Below are 15,870 nucleotides of genomic sequence, written 5' to 3' on the forward strand. Positions count from 1 at the left end.
TTGCTTGGTAAGTGGTGAGGGCGGGCGGAGCATGTCTGACACTATCAGCGGCGACCGGCAGACCAATGCGGAGTTCTTGGACTGGACTTCGGCAAGTGTCGTCAACCCGAAGAATGGTTTTGCTTTCTGCCGCGGCTGGTTTGTGACGAGTGTCGACCGCGGGCGGCCGATGGATATCGGCCTGGAACCGTTGAGTGCTCGACCAGAGGCTGGCGTTCGGATACGGCTGCGCAAGCCTCCTGAGCAGGTGCGTCTGTGGCATGGCCTTCCGGATGGGCTCGTCGAGGCCGGGGCATCTGTTGTCAGAGTACGGCTGAGAGGTCTCCCCGAGGAGAGTTCTGCCCTGCAACTGGATTCTATGGCGTTGTTCCACGGCAACGAAATAGAGCGAAAAGTCAGCCGTCGGCTCGTCGGCGCGATTCCGTTGAATGCATCGTGGCATGAATTCACGGTCGCGCTCAAAGCAGGCGAAGCCCCGCCCGAGGGACGGTGGTACCTGTCATTGCGGGTTTCGGGACAGGGGACTGTCGAGATCCAGTTCTGTCGCATTCAGGATGCGGCGGCAGGAGGGCGGGTACTTTCGTCTGCCAAGGGGCTCGCGGAAAAAATACTGTCCGGGTTTCGCCGGACCGTTCCCGTCGAGGATGCACTCGCCGATGGTCGGGAGCGCGTGACTGCTGATGCTGTACCCGAGGCGGGTAAGCTTGAACTCGACTCCCTGGGGGCACAGGCTCGGACGGCCCCGATTGCGCAACCGACGGGCGACTCCAACCTCCTTGGCAATTCGGGATTCCAATCCTGGACGGGGGGGCAATTGGACTCCTGGCAGGCCTCGGTGCCCCGGGGTGCTGCGCTTGGCCTAGCCGCTCCATCGCGCGATCAGCCGTTTCAGGCGGAGAGCCTCCGCATCAGCTTCGACAAGCCTTCCGCCGATCAGGCCGTGACTCTGTCTCAGCGTGTCGCCGGCCTGGTGTCCGAGCAATTCGTTGATTTGGTCGTCGTCGGAAGGGCCGAGAGCCGCGCGGAAGTGGAAATCTTCCTCACGAGTTCTTCCGGCGGAATCGTTGCCGGATCCAAGGTGTCATTGACCCTCTGGCCCTCCTGGCAAAGGCGAACTGCGGCCATCAGGTTGCCCGCCGACCTGCCCGAGGGGCCGCATGGGTTCGTTCTGATCGTCCGAAGCGGACAATGTCGAACGGTGAGCCTCGGATGTGTTGCCGCTTGTGTGGCGGGTCGAAGGCCCCTGGACGGGCTCGAACTTCGCGAGACTCCTTCCGTTGTGAGCAACGCACTCGTCAACGGCAGGTTCGACCATTGGAGCGGGGCCCTGGTCCGGAACTTCACCAATCGGCGCAGCGAGTTGAGCGACTCGTGGCAGCTTATTGCCAAGGCGCCAAGTCCCGGCCTGGAGATCCGACTGACGGAGATTTCTCCGCGCGGCCTCCGTGACGGCCGCGATCATGGCAGTGTCCTTGGGATTGCCCTTCATGGAGAGATCGCGGGTCCTTACCTGCGCATGGAAGCAGCGCTCGACTTGCTGCAGTTGTTCGCGGGCCCGCCGCGGCAGCTTCGATTCTATGCCAGACGCGCGGCCTCTTCGCCGCCAGGCGCGCCGGAGAGCCGAGAAGCGCCCGCCATTCATCAGGTCTTCATCGCCGAACGGGCTCGCATCTCGGCTGAGCGGAACGAATATGACGTAAAGCGTCTTTTCACCCTTCGCCGCAACGTCCGCATCGGCAGAATCGGCGAGTTGCACGTGCTCCCGCTTCGCGCCGAGCAGCGCGACATCCTGGCCGCCAAGGTGAGGGAGTCACTTGGCGATCCAGGGTATTCCCTGTTGCTCATCTTCGAGTTCGTGGGAACGGTCGACTTCGCGATCGGCGACGTGCAACTGAGCAACGACGGTGCGCCATCGGGCGTGGCCGCTCGACCGGTGACCCACCAGCCGGTGATGGAGGACGCCAACATCACCAGCCAGTTGACCCTCCTGAAGGGGCTCGATCACTGGAGATCCTCCCTGCCTCTGTCGGCTCCGACTTACAGTCCGCAGGCGACGACCGTCGACCAGCCCCACTGGAGCTGGCTGCCGGATTCCAGGATGACGGTGGACATCATCATTTGTGTCCATGACGCCGTCGAAGAGACGCTGGGATGCCTCGAGTCGATCTATTCCCACACGACGGTTCCGCACACGGTGACCATCGTCGACGACAAGTCCAGCGACGTGACGAGGGAGCAGCTGCGTCGATACGTTCGAGGCAAGCCTTGGATCCGCTTGCTCGAGAACGACGTCAATGTGGGCTACACACGCTCGGCGAACATCGGGATCAGCACTTCGGGGGCGGAGTGGGTTGTCCTTCTCAACAGCGACACGCTGGTTACGCAGGGTTGGCTGGAGGGCATGTTCGAAGTGGTGAAGGCCCGGCCCAATGCAGCGATGGTGGGGCCGGTCTCCAATGCGGCTTCGTGGCAGTCGGTACCGGACCTGCACGACATCAAGGGTGGCTGGAGCAGCAATCCGTTGCCAGAAGGGGTTACTCCAGACGATGTCGGCAGATTGGTGCGCGAACTCTCGCCTCAGGAATTTCCGGAGGCGACGCTCTTGAACGGCTTTTGTACGTTGATGCGGCGGAGCGTGATCGAGGAGGTGGGGTATCTCGACGAAGTCTCGTTCCCGATGGGATATGGCGAAGAGAACGATCTTTGTCTGCGGGTTCGAAAGGCCGGGTACTCCTTGGCCCTTGCCGACCATGTCTATGTCTATCACGTCAAATCTGCGAGCTTCGGAAATGCGCGGCGTGCTGAACTTTCAAAGCGAGGAACGACGCAGTTGCTGACGAAACACCCGGACGTCGACATCAAGGCCGTCCAACGGGACATGGCTGAACTCACTTCTCTGATCGAACTCCGCAAGAGGCTGCGCAAGAGGTTGAATCCGGAGACTGATTGGCGGGAAGTGCGACCTGTTCGAGCTTCCGTCGAGGCTTCCGCTGTCATCGTGTCTTCTCAGCCGCAATAGTCTGATCTAACGCGTGAAAGGCGAGCTGGTGGACGGCAACTTTCAATTCATGAGCGTGATGTTCGTTCTGCCGTCGGGCGGCGGCGGCGGCGGTTCGAATTCCGTCGCTCAGGAAGTCATGGGACTGGCCCGACTGGGCATCGACGCCCGACTTGCCGTGAACGAACCGAATCACGCCAAGTTCACAGCAGCCTATCCGGAACTGGAGGCGCTCAAGGTTCCTGTCGTTTCCTATGCGGAAGCGGCGGAGCTTGCGCCTCATATGGCGTCCTGCCAGGTCGTTGTCGCGACCACGAACCGCTCGGTTTTCGACGTGAACAACGCTCGGGTCGAAATGCTGAAAGGCAATCCGAAAGCCACGGTGAAGTTTGCCTACTATGTTCAGGACTATGAGCCTCTGTTCTACACGCCCCATAGCGATGCATGGACGAAGGCCCATCAGTCCTATTCGGTCCTAAAGGACGCGATGCTGTTCGCGAAGACGAAGTGGCTGTGCGACATGGTTTACGCCAATCACGGCATCCGCGTGATGAAGGTCGTCCCGTCGATTGATCACGACGTGTACTATCCTGATCTCAAGCATCAGAATTCACAGCTTGTCGTGGCGGCGATGCTGCGGCCTTCGACACCTCGTCGCGCGCCTTGGCGTACCGCGCGCATCCTGCAAAGTCTAAGCAGGAAATATGCCAACCTGTCCTTGCAGGTCTTTGGTGCCACGGCGGAAGAACTCAGGGCGACCGGCCTCGACCTGCCGCCAAGTGTCAAGAACTGGGGCGTCCTAAGACGATCGGAAGTGCCGGATCTGATGCGGCAAAGCGATCTCTTTCTCGACCTCTCGGACTATCAGGCCTTTGGCAGAACCGGACTGGAGGGAATGGCCTGCGGGTGCATTCCCGTTCTCCCAGTCCTCGGCGGTTCGGGTGAGTATGCGGCGCATGGACGCAACGCTTTCGTTGTCGATACGCGGGCCGACGATCAGATTCTTGATGCAATCCATACCTTCGTGACACTGGATGCGAAGGGGCGCGCGGCGATGCGGCAACTGGCGCTGGAAACAGCGGCCGACTTCACCGTCTCGAAGGCTGCACTTTCGGAGTTGCGCATCTTCAGGCAGCTTGCGTTCGGCGAAAACTAGCATTGCGTTGGCACGTTGCATGCTCCCGCTATTGTGGCGCTGAGGGCGTCGCGCTAGAAAATCATGCGTTCAGGCAGGCGCTGGACTAATCCGGCAGGAGTATCATTTGCTCGACGTCTCCCATCGATTGACCCATCTCCAACGGCTCGAAGCCGAAAGCATCTTCATTATGCGCGAGGTGGTCGCAGAGTGTGAGAAGCCGGTCATGCTCTATTCCATCGGCAAGGACTCGTCGGTCATGCTTCATCTCGCGATGAAGGCATTTTACCCGGCCAAGCCGCCTTTTCCCGTCCTGCACGTGGACACGACGTGGAAGTTCCGGGAGATGATCGCGTTTCGTGAGGAGATCACGAAGAAGCTCGGGCTCGATCTAATCGTGCACATCAATCCCGACGGCATCCGTCAGGGCATCAATCCGTTCAGTCACGGCTCTTCGATTCACACAAACGTGATGAAGACGGAGGGTCTGCGACAGGCGCTCGACCACCATCGGTTCGATGCGGCGATTGGCGGCGCGCGCCGCGACGAGGAGAAGTCCCGGGCGAAGGAGCGGATTTTCTCCTTCCGCTCGGAGCATCACCGCTGGGACCCGAAGAATCAGCGACCGGAACCCTGGAGCCTCTACAATACGCGCAAGAACAAGGGCGAGAGCGTCAGGGTGTTTCCGCTGTCGAACTGGACCGAGCTCGACGTGTGGCAATACATCTACCTCGAGAAGATTCCCGTCGTGCCGCTGTATTTTGCGAAGGAGCGCCCCGTCGTGGAGCGCGACGGCATGCTGATCATGGTGGACGACGACCGTCTTCCGCTGCAACCGGGCGAGCGTCCTGAAATGAAGCGGGTGCGTTTCCGCACGCTGGGCTGCTACCCGCTCACGGGCGCCATCGAAAGCGACGCGGACAACATGCCGGCGATTCTCGAGGAAATGCTGCGCGCCCGCAGTTCGGAGCGCCAGGGCCGCATGATCGACCGTGACAGCGCGGGATCGATGGAGAAGAAGAAGCAGGAAGGCTATTTCTGATGAACGGAGAAGAGTCTGCCCTGGACGCCTACCTGCGCGCCCAGGAGAACAAGGATCTGCTGCGCTTCATCACCTGCGGGAGTGTCGATGACGGCAAGTCCACGCTGATCGGGCGACTGCTCTACGAAGGCAAGATGCTCTTCGACGACCAGCTCGACAGCTTGAAGACGGAGAGCGCGCGCATCGGCACCCAGGGCGGTGAACTCGACTTCGCACTGCTCGTGGACGGACTTGCCGCCGAACGCGAGCAGGGCATCACGATCGACGTCGCCTATCGTTTCTTTGCCACGGACAAGCGCAAGTTCATCGTGGCGGATACGCCGGGCCACGAACAGTATACCCGTAACATGGCGACGGGAGCCTCAACCGCGGATCTCGCCATCATCCTGGCCGACGTGCACCGCAGCAGCGATTTGCTCACGCAGACCCGCCGGCATTCGTACATCTGCTCGATGCTCGGCATTCGGCAGATCGTGCTCGCGGTCAACAAGATGGACCTCGTCCAGTACGACCAGGCCGTCTTCGAGGCTTACGTCGACAAGTACATGGCCTTCGCCAAGGAGCTTGGGCTGGAGCATGTCGAGGCCATCCCGATCTCCGCGCTGCGGGGCGATAATGTCGTGGCACCGAGCAAGCATATGTCCTGGTACCGGGGACCCGCGCTGCTGCCCTACCTGGAGACGGTGGATTTCGGCGGGGAGGCCGCCACGCGGCCGTTGCGCATGCCCGTGCAGTGGGTGAATCGGCCGAATGCCGATTTCCGAGGCTTCGCCGGGACGATCATCAGCGGGTCGGTCAAGCCGTCCGACCGGATCAAGGTTCTGCCTTCCGCACAGGAGGCGGTGATCGAGCGCATCGTCACGATGGACGGCGACCTGGAAAGCGCCATGAACGGCCAGGCCGTGACCCTGGTGCTCGACCGGGAAATCGATGTGAGCCGTGGCGATGTCATCTGTGCTGCCGAGGCACCCGTGGCGATTGCCGATCAGTTCGTCGCACATCTGCTCTGGATGTCGCCGGAGGAGCTCCTGCCGGGGCGGGCCTATCTCCTGAAAGTGGGCACGAGCACCGCGCAGGCGACGGTGACCGACCTGAAACACAAGGTCAACGTCAATACGCTGGAGCATTCTGCGGCCAAGACCCTGCATCTCAACGAGATCGGGGTGTGCAATCTGTCCCTCGACAAGGCGATCGCCTTCGAACCCTACTCGGAGAGCCGGGAGGCGGGCAGCTTCATTCTGATCGACCGCATCACGAATCAGACGATCGGTATGGGGCTGATCGACTTTGCTCTCCGCCGGGCGAGCAACATTCACTGGCAGAGCCTGGAGGTAAGCCGCGCGGCGAGGTCTTCCCTCAAGAATCAGAAGGGCGCGGTCATCTGGTTCACCGGCCTTTCGGGTTCGGGCAAGTCGACCATCGCGACGGCGCTCGAGAAGCGCCTCTACAGCCTCGGGCGGCATACATACGTCCTCGATGGGGACAATATCCGTCACGGCCTCAACCGGGACCTCGGATTCACCGATGCCGATCGCGTCGAGAATATCCGGCGCGTCGCGGAAGTGGCGAGGCTGATGGTCGATGCCGGACTGCTGGTCCTCGTGTCGTTCATTTCGCCGTTCCGCAGCGAGCGCGAAGCCGCGCGCGGCCTCATGGGCGAGGGAGAGTTCCTCGAGGTGTTCGTCGATACCCCGCTGGACGTGTGCGAGGTGCGCGATCCCAAGGGCCTCTACAAGAAGGCGCGCCGGCACGAACTGGCGAATTTCACGGGCATCAGCTCGCCGTACGAGGCTCCGGAACATCCCGATGTTCATCTGGAGACGGCGGACCTCTCTGTGGAAGCGGCGGTCGAGGAATTGGTCCGCGTCCTGGGCGCGAAGGGCCTGACCCAAGGGTAGGGGGTCGCCCCCGGACGCCCTGCTGGTTTGAACCCGAGAGGGGCAGCACCCGACTTGCGGCTCGATTGGACAATCCGTCTAATCGGGCCGATAGGGGTTCGACCGAAGCATGATCTCTCAGAGAGCCAAATACGCGCTGCGCGCGCTGGTCGCGCTGGCGCACGCACCGAGCGGTCGGACGATCATGATCTCCGAATTGTCGGCGTGCTGCTTCATTCCCAAGAAGTTCCTGGAACAGATTTTGCTCGACCTCAAGCACCATGACCTGGTGCGGAGCAAGCGCGGCAAGCTCGGAGGGTATCAACTCAACAAGCAGCCGTCCGAGATCATGTTTGGAGAGGTGTTGCGGATCGTCGATGGGCCGATCGCGCTGCTGCCATGCCTTTCGAAGATCTCGTACCGGCGATGCTCGGATTGTCTGGACGAAGAGAACTGTGAGATCCGGCGTGTGTTTGCTCAGGTCGCTGAATCCAGTCGGACGATCTTGGACAATACAAGCCTTCTGGACGCCATGACGAGCGAAGAGCCCGTGCCGACCAAGGAGTCGAAAGGGCGTCCGTCTCGGAACCGTCTACTGGCCTGACGCCCGGAGTCCTGCGCGGTGGACATTTTCGAACAGCGAGTTGACAATCTCTACTGATCTAGTCGACAAATAGTCATCGACTTTAGGCTTCCTTGGTCCAGCCACCAGACTGACTTCAGGGGACACGATGATGAGCTTGCACCGTCGCTCGTTGCTCGCCGCAGGCACAGCACTTGGTGCGTCGAGCGCCTTTCCATCCTTCGGCCAGACACCCAGTCCCATTGTTCTGACCAACGTGTCGTACGACCCGACGCGCGAGCTCTACCGCGCGATCAATGATGCCTTTGCCAGCGAGTGGCAGCGCCGCGCGGGGCAGAAGGTGACGATCCGGACGTCGCATGGAGGCTCAGGGCGGCAGGCGCGGTCCGTGATCGATGGCCTGGAGGCCGACGTCGTGACGCTGGCGCTGGCTGGCGACATCGACGCCATCGCCCGCGATTCCAAGCGCATGCCGGAGAACTGGCAGGCGCGTCTCCCGAACAATTCCTGCCCCTACACTTCGACGATCGTGTTCGTTGTGCGCAAGGGCAATCCCAAGGCCATCAAGGAGTGGCCGGATCTCGCCAAGCCGGGCGTTTCCGTGATCACGCCCAATCCCAAGACCTCCGGCGGCGCGCGCTGGAACTATCTGGCAGCCTGGGCCGACGAAATCGAACGGACCAACGGCGACCAGGCCGCCGCCCGCAAGCTCGTCGAAGGGATCTTCAGGAACGTTCCGGTCCTCGACTCCGGCGCGCGCGGTTCGACGACGACGTTCGCCCAGCGTGCGGTCGGCGACGTGCTGATCTCCTGGGAGAACGAAGCGTTCCTGGTGCTGCAGGAGTTCGGCGCCGAAAAGTTCGACATCGTGGTGCCGTCGCTGTCGATCCTCGCCGAGCCGCCCGTGGCCGTGGTCGACGCGGTGGTCGAAAAGCGCGGTACCCGCAAGGCCGCCGACGCTTATCTGGAGTTTCTGTATTCGCCCGCCGGGCAGAAGCTGATCGCCAGAAACTTCTACCGGCCATTCAGGCCGCAGGATGCCGATCCCGCCGACCTGGCGCGCTTCCCGAAGATCAAGCTGGTCACGATCGACCAGGCCTTCGGCGGCTGGAAGAAGGCCCAGGCCGAGCACTTCTCCGACGGGGGCATCTTCGATCAGATCTACAGACCGGCCGGCAAGGCCTCTCGGTGACGGTCGCTCGCGTGAGGGGCGGGCGCTTTGCCCTGGTCAGGCCGAGTGCCCTGCCAGGCTTCGGTCTGACGCTGGGATTTGCCACGACCTACCTGTCGCTGATCGTCCTGCTGCCGCTCGTGGTCCTCATCTGGCGCGCCAGCGGTCTCGGTCTCGAGGGAATCTGGCGCGTGGCGACCAGCCCGCGCGTGCTCGCAGCGCTCGAGGTCAGCTTCGTCACCTCGCTCCTGGCGGCACTGCTCAATGCCGTGTTCGGCACGCTCGTCGCCTGGGTGCTGGTTCGCTACGACTTCCCCGGCCGCCGGCTGCTCGATGCCGCGGTCGATCTTCCCTTCGCTCTTCCGACGGCGGTGGCGGGTATTGCGTTGGCCGCGCTCTATGCTCCCAACGGGTGGATTGGCGCCATTTTTGAACCCTGGGGAATCAAGATCGCCTTCACGCCCTTGGGCATCTTCATTGCGCTCGTGTTCATCGGGTTGCCATTCGTGGTCCGCACAGTGCAGCCCGTGCTGCAGGATTTCGAACGTGAGATCGAGGAGGCGTCGGCCACCTTGGGCGCGACCCGGCTTCAGACCGTCTTCCGCGTGGTGCTCCCGGCGCTGGTGCCGGCGCTGGTGACGGGCGTCGCCCTGGCCTTCGCCCGGTCGGTCGGCGAGTACGGTTCGGTGATCTTCATCGCGGGCAACATTCCTTTCGTTTCGGAGATTGCGCCGTTGCTGATCGTCACCCGTCTCGAGGAGTTCGACTATGCCGGAGCCTCGGCGATCGCGGTCGTGATGCTGGCGATCTCGTTCGTCGCGTTGCTGATCATCAACTCGGTCCAGGCGCTGAGCCGACGGAGGTACGACGGTGCGTGAAACGGCAGTCAACGAAAGCCGTCCGCTGCAATGGCTGCTGATCGGCGCGGCGCTGGCGTTTCTGGCGCTGTTTCTGGTGCTTCCACTGGTGGCCGTTTTCGTGGAGGCGTTGCGCAAGGGAGTCGAGCCGCTGCTCGCTTCATACGCCGACGAAGACACGATCGCCGCGATCTATCTCACGCTCATCGTCGCGGCCATTGCCGTGCCGCTGAACCTTGTGTTCGGTGTGGCTGCCGCCTGGGCGATCGCGAAGTTCGAGTTTCACGGCAAGAGCCTGCTGATCAGCCTGATCGATTTGCCCTTCTCCGTCTCACCGGTCGTGTCGGGACTGACCTTCGTCCTGCTGTTCGGCGCGCAAGGGGTCTTTGGTCCGTGGCTCGACGCGTGGGACATCAAGATCATCTTCGCCGTGCCGGGGATCGTGCTCGCGACGATCTTCGTCACCTTTCCCTTCATCGCGCGCGAGCTCATTCCGCTGATGCAGGAGCAGGGCACGGCGGAAGAGGAGGCGGCTCTCACGCTGGGTGCTTCGGGATTGCGGACGTTCATGACCGTCACCCTGCCCAATGTGAGGTGGGCCCTGCTTTACGGCGTTCTTCTTTGCAACGCGCGCGCCATGGGTGAATTCGGCGCCGTGTCGGTCGTCTCCGGCCACATTCGAGGACTCACCAATACCATGCCGCTCCAGGTTGAAATACTGTACAACGAATACAATTTCGTCGGCGCCTTCGCGGTCGCGGCTCTGCTCGCCGGTCTGGCGCTCGTCACCCTCGCGGCGAAGTCGATCCTGGAGTGGCGACACGCGGAAGGACTTTCCACGGCAAGGCGGCACTGACATGGCCACTCACACGAGCGAATTGGGCAGGGGCGTGCCGATCGCCATTACCGCCGAAGGGTTGGCCAAGTCGTTCCCGGGCGTCGCCGCCGTCAACGGTATCGATCTGCAGGTCAAGCCGGGAGAACTGATGGCGCTGCTGGGGCCGTCGGGATCGGGGAAGACGACGCTGCTGCGCTTGTTCGCCGGCCTCGAGTCGCCGACCGCGGGGAGAATTCTGTTCGGCGATGAGGACGCGACCGATGTGCCGGTGCGGGAGCGGCGCGTCGGATTCATGTTCCAGCACTATGCGCTGTTCAAACACATGAGCGTTGCCGACAATGTTGCCTACGGTTTGCGCGTCCGGCCTCGTCGCCTGCGGCCGCCGGACGCCGAGATCCGCAAGCGCGTGGACAATCTGCTCGAACTGGTTCAGCTCCCGGGCCTCGGCAAGCGTTATCCGGCGCAGCTATCGGGCGGTCAGCGGCAGCGTGTTGCGCTTGCGCGCGCATTGGCTGTCGAGCCGCGCGTGCTGCTGCTCGACGAACCGTTCGGTGCACTCGATGCTCAGGTGCGTCGCGACCTGCGCCGCTGGCTGCGCGAGCTGCATGACCGTACCGGGCACACCACGCTGTTCGTGACGCACGACCAGGAGGAGGCCCTCGAGCTGGCCGACCGGGTCGCGATCCTCAATCGCGGGCGCCTCGAACAACTGGGGCCTCCGGACGACATCCTCGACCGTCCCGCAACCCCCTTCGTGGCGGGCTTCGTCGGCGATGCGGTTCGACTGCCGGTCACCGTCGAAGAGGGCTGGATCTCTCTGGGAGGAGGCAAGGTGCCGGCTCCCTTCCAGTTTCCAGCCGGTGCCGCGGAATTGTTCATCCGCCCGTCCGACCTCGCGCTGGCCCACGCGACGGGGCACGGCACCTTCTCGGGCACGGTCGTCGGCACGCGCCGGGTCGGTGCGGCGAGAAGAGCCGAACTGTCCATCGATCAGAATCTCCCGTCTGTCGAGGTCACGCTTCCCCTCGAGCATACCGTGGTGAAAGGGGACGAGCTCCACGTGAGCCTGCTCACCATGCGACTGTTTCCAACACGCTGACGGAGGAACGCCATGCCGGTATTCGCATGCAAGTGTACATGCCAGGATCGTGAGGTGGCCCGTGACTGAAGATGCACGGCCCACGTTCGGCATCGTGGGGGGCGGCTTCACGGGAACCATGCTGGCCGTTCACCTCATCGAGCAGTCCGGCGTTCCGGTGCGAATCTTCCTGTTCGATCGCGCGGCGGCGTTCGGCAGCGGCGTCGCCTATTCGACGCCGAACGACAAGCATCTGCTCAATGTCCGTGTCGGCAACATGAGCGCGTACGACTCTCTGCCGGAGCATTTCATCAAGTGGCTCGAGGGCTGTCCGCAAGCCGAAGGCGCAAAGCCGCGCGGTCCCTTCGTTTCGAGGGGCCTGTACGGTCAATACCTCCGGTCGACCCTGTCGGCCTGTCTGGCGGCGCATCCGGCATCTTCGATGATCGGCGTGGATGCCGAGGTGACGAGCCTGCGCGCGGGCGCGACGTCGGTCGAGCTGCACACCGCGGACGGTGCACGGCACACGGTCGACCGTGCCGCGCTTTGCGTCGGCAATTTTCCGCCGGCCCTCCCGGTGAAGCCGCAGACGCGCGACGGCGCGGAGGATCGCTACATCGCCAATCCGTGGAGCGGCGGCCTGTCGCGCATCCAGAAGGATGACGACGTCGTGCTGGTCGGAACCGGCCTGACGATGGTCGACGTCGTGCTCGACCTCCATTCGCGGGGCCATCGTGGAACGATCACGGCAGTGTCTCGCCGGGGGTTCATGCCGCTGCCGCACCGGGATGTCGGTCCCTACCAGGCCTTCCTGACGCCGGACGCGCTGCCCAAGACGGTTTCGGCACTCGTTCGCGTGGTCCGGCGTGAAGTCGAGGCGGCCGCGGCCCAGGGCGTCGACTGGCGCGGCGTCCTCGATTCGATGCGGCCGCAAACCCAGGCGCTCTGGCGCGCCCTGTCCATTGCCGAGCGACGGCGATTCCTGCGCCATGTGCGGCCATACTGGGAAGTGCATCGCCATCGCGTGGCGCAGCCCGTTGCGGCCGAGATCGAGGAACTGCGGCGTGCGGGCAAGCTGGTCGTCACCGCCGGCCGGCTGCAGGACGTGACCCTCGGCGCAGACGGCGTTTCCATGACCGTGAAGGCGCGCGGGGGCGAGTCGCTGCAGCGCGTTGAAGGCGGCTGGCTGGTGAACTGCTCGGGTCCCCAGCTCGACTACGATCGGATTCGCGATCCGCTGATCCGCTGCCTGTTCGATACAGGCCTCGCCCGCCCGGATTCGCTGTCTCTCGGGCTCGATCTGGGCGACGACTATCGCCTGATCAACAAGGAAGGGGTGGCGTCCGACGTCCTGTTCGCGCTTGGCCCGCCTATACGTGGCAACCTCTGGGAGACGACGGCGGTGCCCGACATCCGCAAGCAGTGCGAGGCGGTGGCCCGGCATCTGGCGGCCGTGGCAGGGTAGGGCCTGCCGTCGGAAGGGGAGTGCGATGGAACGCGTGGACGAAGCCAACCCCTGGACGGTGCTGCAGGAGGAGACCGGTTACGACTGCCGGTACTTCTCGGTCCGTCACGACCGCGTGTCGTTGTCCGACGGAGCGGCGCGCAGCTACCACAGTGTGCGGATGAAGTATTACGGCGTCTGCATCGTGCCGGTAGACCGCGACGGCAGCGTGACCCTGATCGGCCAGTATCGCTATGTTCTGGACCGCTACTCCTGGGAGATTCCGGGAGGAGGGGCCCGTGTGGGCGAGGATCCGCTCACGGTCGCGCGGGCGGAGCTGAAGGAAGAAGCCGGCTGCACCGCCGAGCACTGGCTCAAGATCGTGGAAGGCACCGTGTCGCCCGGAATCTCGACCGAGGCCGTGCCGGCCTTCGTCGCCTGGGGACTCGACCGCGGCGCACCGCAGCCAGACGATACTGAATTGCTCAGGCGTCGTCGGGTTCCGTTCGCGGATGCGGTCGGCATGGCCCTGACAGGCGAGATTTCGAATCTGCCGGGAATCGCCGCCCTGCTGGGGATCGACGTCCGGCGCCGGCGAGGCGACCTGCCGGACAGTCTGCTCGAACTCCTGAAATAGGGCGGCGTGCCGATCAGGCGGCGGTCAGACCGAGCCGCTCTCCCCGGTATTCGCCGCTCATCACGCGCTCCCACCAGCCGCGATTGTCGAGGAACCATCGAACCGTGTCGCGCAGGCCGCTCTCGAAATCGTGCCGTGGCTGCCAGCCGAGTTCGGTCGCGATCTTCGAGGCGTCGATGGCGTAGCGGGCGTCGTGGCCCGGCCGGTCGGTCACGAACTTGATCAGCGATTCGTGCGGGCGATGGGCGGCGTCGGGCTGCATCTCGTCCAGCAGGCGGCAGATGCCGCGCACGACGTCGATGTTCCGGCGCTCGCTGTTGCCGCCGATATTGTAGGTCTCGCCCGGCTTCCCCGTGCGAAGCACGAGGGTCAGCGCCTCGGCATGGTCTTCGACATGCAGCCAGTCGCGCACATTGTCGCCCTTGCCGTAGACCGGCAGGGTCTCGCCACGCAGGGCGCGGATGGTGACCAGCGGGATCAGCTTCTCCGGGAAGTGGTAGGGGCCGTAATTGTTGGAGCAGTTGGTCGCCAGAGTCGGCAGCCCGTAAGTGTGATGCCAGGCGCGCACCAGATGGTCCGACGCGGCCTTGCTCGCGGAGTAGGGGGAATTGGGGGCGTAGGGCGTGGTCTCGGTGAAGAGCCCGGTGGCGCCCAGCGAGCCGAACACCTCGTCGGTCGAGATGTGCTGGAACCGGAACCGGTTGCGCGCGGCCTCGTCGAGCGTCCGCCAGTAGGCCAGAGCCGCCTCCAGCATCGTGAAGGTGCCGTTGACGTTGGTTTCGATGAACGGCGCGGCACCGGTGATGGAACGGTCGACGTGGCTTTCGGCAGCCAGATGCAGGATCGCGTCGGGCCGAAACTCGGCCAGGACGGCGTCGATTCCCGCGCGGTCGCAGATATCGGTCTTGTAGTGGCGATGCCGGTTGCTGGTTTGCGCCTCGGCGAGGGATTCGAGATTGCCCGCGTAGGTCAGCTTGTCGACGTTGGCCACCGTCCAGTCTGTGTCGCGGATGATGTGACGCACGACGGCTGAGCCGATGAACCCGGCTCCGCCGGTAACAAGAATTCTCATGGGGCCATTACGAAGCGAGCCGCGCTCGCCCCTCCTTGCTTCAGGGAATGCCCGAAATCCGGGGACTTATCCCTACTTACCATATGTTTCGTTTCGATTTCTAACCCCCGATGCGGGCGGCACGGGAGCGAGCAGGACGGCCGAAAGGCGGCTAGGATGGCGCCATTCCCGAAGCTCCATCACAGGATATTGGAAGCATGAGCGACGCATCCGACTATACCCCACCCAAGGTCTGGACCTGGAACAAGGCCAGCGGGGGCCGGTTCGCCAACATCAACCGGCCGATCGCTGGCCCCACGAGCGAAAAGGAACTGCCGGTCGGCAAGCACCCGCTGCAGCTCTATTCGCTGGGCACGCCGAATGGCCAGAAGGTCACCATCATGCTCGAGGAGCTGCTGGCGCTGGGTCACAAGGGCGCCGAATACGACGCCTGGTTGATCAAGATCGGGGAGGGCGACCAGTTCGGCAGCGGCTTCGTCGCCGCCAACCCGAACTCCAAGATCCCGGCCCTGGTGGACCGCAGCGGTCCCAACCCGGTGCGCGTGTTCGAATCGGGCGCCATCCTTCTCTATCTCGCGGAGAAGTTCGGCGCGCTGGTGCCGACGGAGAGCGCCAAGCGCGCCGAGTGCCTGTCGTGGCTGTTCTGGCAGATGGGCAGCGCGCCCTATCTCGGCGGCGGTTTCGGCCACTTCTACGCCTATGCGCCGACCAAGATCGAATATGCCATCGACCGCTTCGCGATGGAGACGAAGCGGCAACTCGACGTGCTCGACCGGCGCCTGGGCGAGAGCAAGTATCTGGCCGGCGACGACTACACGATCGCCGATATCGCGGTCTGGCCGTGGTACGGCGGGCTGGCCAAGGGACTGCTCTACGGTGCAGGCGAGTTCCTCGCGGTGCACGAATACAAGAACGTCAATCGCTGGGCCGACGAGATCGGCGCGCGCCCGGCGGTCAAGCGCGGCCGCATCGTGAACCGTCTGCAGGGCGATCCCTCGGCCCAGCTCCACGAGCGCCACGACGCCAGCGACTTCGACCTGAAGACGCAGGACAAGATCGGCGCCAAGGCCTGAGCGCGCGCTGCGCCGTCTATTGCGGCGGCATCGATCTTGCGTTGGTCGTCAGGTCGACGACCAAC

The 15,870-nt window shown here is 63.6% G+C and carries 13 protein-coding genes; 12 read left to right on the forward strand and 1 reads right to left on the reverse strand.

All coding sequences use genetic code 11. The features are described 5' to 3' along the window. Positions 1 to 31 precede the first annotated feature (31 nt). The 11 genes from ACO07K_RS09120 to ACO07K_RS09170 all read left to right on the forward strand — a co-directional run bounded on the left by ACO07K_RS09120 (position 32) and on the right by ACO07K_RS09170 (position 13,660). A complete protein-coding gene (locus tag ACO07K_RS09120; protein WP_422035607.1) occupies positions 32 to 3,019 on the forward strand; it encodes a glycosyltransferase family 2 protein in 2,988 nt (995 codons plus the stop codon). A 13-nt stretch (positions 3,020 to 3,032) separates the two neighbouring features. Beyond that, entirely contained in the window at positions 3,033 to 4,154 is a 1,122-nt protein-coding gene (locus tag ACO07K_RS09125; RefSeq protein WP_422035608.1) for a glycosyltransferase family 4 protein, read from the forward strand. 106 nt (positions 4,155 to 4,260) lie between these two features. Further along, positions 4,261 to 5,175, forward strand: coding sequence for a sulfate adenylyltransferase subunit CysD (gene cysD / locus ACO07K_RS09130; protein ID WP_422035609.1), 915 nt, complete (start codon positions 4,261 to 4,263; stop codon positions 5,173 to 5,175). Next, positions 5,175 to 7,073, forward strand: coding sequence for a sulfate adenylyltransferase subunit CysN (gene cysN, locus ACO07K_RS09135; RefSeq protein WP_422035610.1), 1,899 nt, complete (start codon positions 5,175 to 5,177; stop codon positions 7,071 to 7,073). Before cysD ends, cysN begins: the two co-directional genes overlap by 1 nt. A gap of 109 nt (positions 7,074 to 7,182) precedes the next feature. Then, on the forward strand, positions 7,183 to 7,656 hold the full coding sequence (locus tag ACO07K_RS09140) for an RrF2 family transcriptional regulator (RefSeq protein WP_422035611.1): 474 nt from the start codon (positions 7,183 to 7,185) through the stop codon (positions 7,654 to 7,656). 130 nt (positions 7,657 to 7,786) lie between these two features. Next, positions 7,787 to 8,827 (forward strand): sulfate ABC transporter substrate-binding protein, encoded by a 1,041-nt coding sequence (locus ACO07K_RS09145; RefSeq protein WP_422035612.1) that lies wholly within the window; start codon positions 7,787 to 7,789, stop codon positions 8,825 to 8,827. Then, positions 8,824 to 9,684 carry a sulfate ABC transporter permease subunit CysT gene (cysT, locus tag ACO07K_RS09150; protein ID WP_422035613.1) on the forward strand — a complete coding sequence of 287 codons (861 nt, stop codon included), beginning with the start codon at positions 8,824 to 8,826 and terminating at the stop codon, positions 9,682 to 9,684. Before ACO07K_RS09145 ends, cysT begins: the two co-directional genes overlap by 4 nt. Next, positions 9,677 to 10,519 (forward strand): sulfate ABC transporter permease subunit CysW, encoded by an 843-nt coding sequence (gene cysW, locus ACO07K_RS09155; protein ID WP_422035615.1) that lies wholly within the window; start codon positions 9,677 to 9,679, stop codon positions 10,517 to 10,519. Before cysT ends, cysW begins: the two co-directional genes overlap by 8 nt. Before the next feature lies 1 nt (position 10,520). Then, a complete protein-coding gene (locus ACO07K_RS09160; RefSeq protein WP_422035616.1) occupies positions 10,521 to 11,600 on the forward strand; it encodes a sulfate/molybdate ABC transporter ATP-binding protein in 1,080 nt (359 codons plus the stop codon). Positions 11,601 to 11,661: 61 nt separating this feature from the next. Then, on the forward strand, positions 11,662 to 13,044 hold the full coding sequence (locus tag ACO07K_RS09165) for an FAD/NAD(P)-binding protein (protein ID WP_422035617.1): 1,383 nt from the start codon (positions 11,662 to 11,664) through the stop codon (positions 13,042 to 13,044). Positions 13,045 to 13,069: 25 nt separating this feature from the next. Further along, positions 13,070 to 13,660 (forward strand): NUDIX domain-containing protein, encoded by a 591-nt coding sequence (locus ACO07K_RS09170; protein ID WP_422035618.1) that lies wholly within the window; start codon positions 13,070 to 13,072, stop codon positions 13,658 to 13,660. A 13-nt stretch (positions 13,661 to 13,673) separates the two neighbouring features. On the opposite strand, the gene rfbB is transcribed toward ACO07K_RS09170, so the two are convergent. After that, on the reverse strand, positions 13,674 to 14,732 hold the full coding sequence (rfbB, locus tag ACO07K_RS09175; protein WP_422035619.1) for a dTDP-glucose 4,6-dehydratase: 1,059 nt from the start codon (positions 14,730 to 14,732) through the stop codon (positions 13,674 to 13,676). Positions 14,733 to 14,929: 197 nt separating this feature from the next. Here rfbB and yghU point away from each other — a divergent pair, with 197 nt between their 5' ends. Continuing rightward, positions 14,930 to 15,805 (forward strand): glutathione-dependent disulfide-bond oxidoreductase, encoded by an 876-nt coding sequence (gene yghU / locus ACO07K_RS09180; RefSeq protein ID WP_422035620.1) that lies wholly within the window; start codon positions 14,930 to 14,932, stop codon positions 15,803 to 15,805. Positions 15,806 to 15,870 lie beyond the last annotated feature (65 nt).

The sequence above is a fragment of the Reyranella sp. genome (genome assembly GCF_965228225.1).
Classification (GTDB): Bacteria; Pseudomonadota; Alphaproteobacteria; order Reyranellales; family Reyranellaceae; genus Reyranella.